We start from the raw sequence: 269 nt of genomic DNA, 5'->3' as shown, positions 1-269 counted from the left end.
GATCCGAAGGCAGCTGAAACAGCCATCACTGATTCGATCGACAACACCACGGTTTCGCTGAGTGCAGATAAAGCCTCTGTAGTTGAAGGCGGTGACATCACTTACACCGCGACCTTGACTAACAAGGCGCAGACCGACGTCACCGTAACGTTGAGCAACGGCCAGACCATCACGATCAAGGCCGGTGAAACTGTCGGCTCGACCGTGTTTAACACTCCAGCCAATGACGTCTATAACAACGGTTCGACTGTCAGCACCACCATCGCGAA

Annotated in this window: 1 protein-coding gene; it reads left to right on the top strand. The window is 53.5% G+C overall.

Annotated features, from left to right (window positions below; all coding sequences use genetic code 11):
• On the top strand, nucleotides 1-269 hold a 269-nt coding region (locus AOA59_RS31255), incomplete at both ends, for an immunoglobulin-like domain-containing protein (protein ID WP_371919103.1).

The sequence above is a fragment of the Pseudomonas sp. 2822-15 genome, assembly GCF_002742515.1.
Lineage (GTDB): Bacteria > Pseudomonadota > Gammaproteobacteria > Pseudomonadales > Pseudomonadaceae > Aquipseudomonas > Aquipseudomonas salomonii.
Note: the sequence above shows the minus strand (reverse complement) of the source record. Positions and strands in the feature narration are given on the sequence as shown.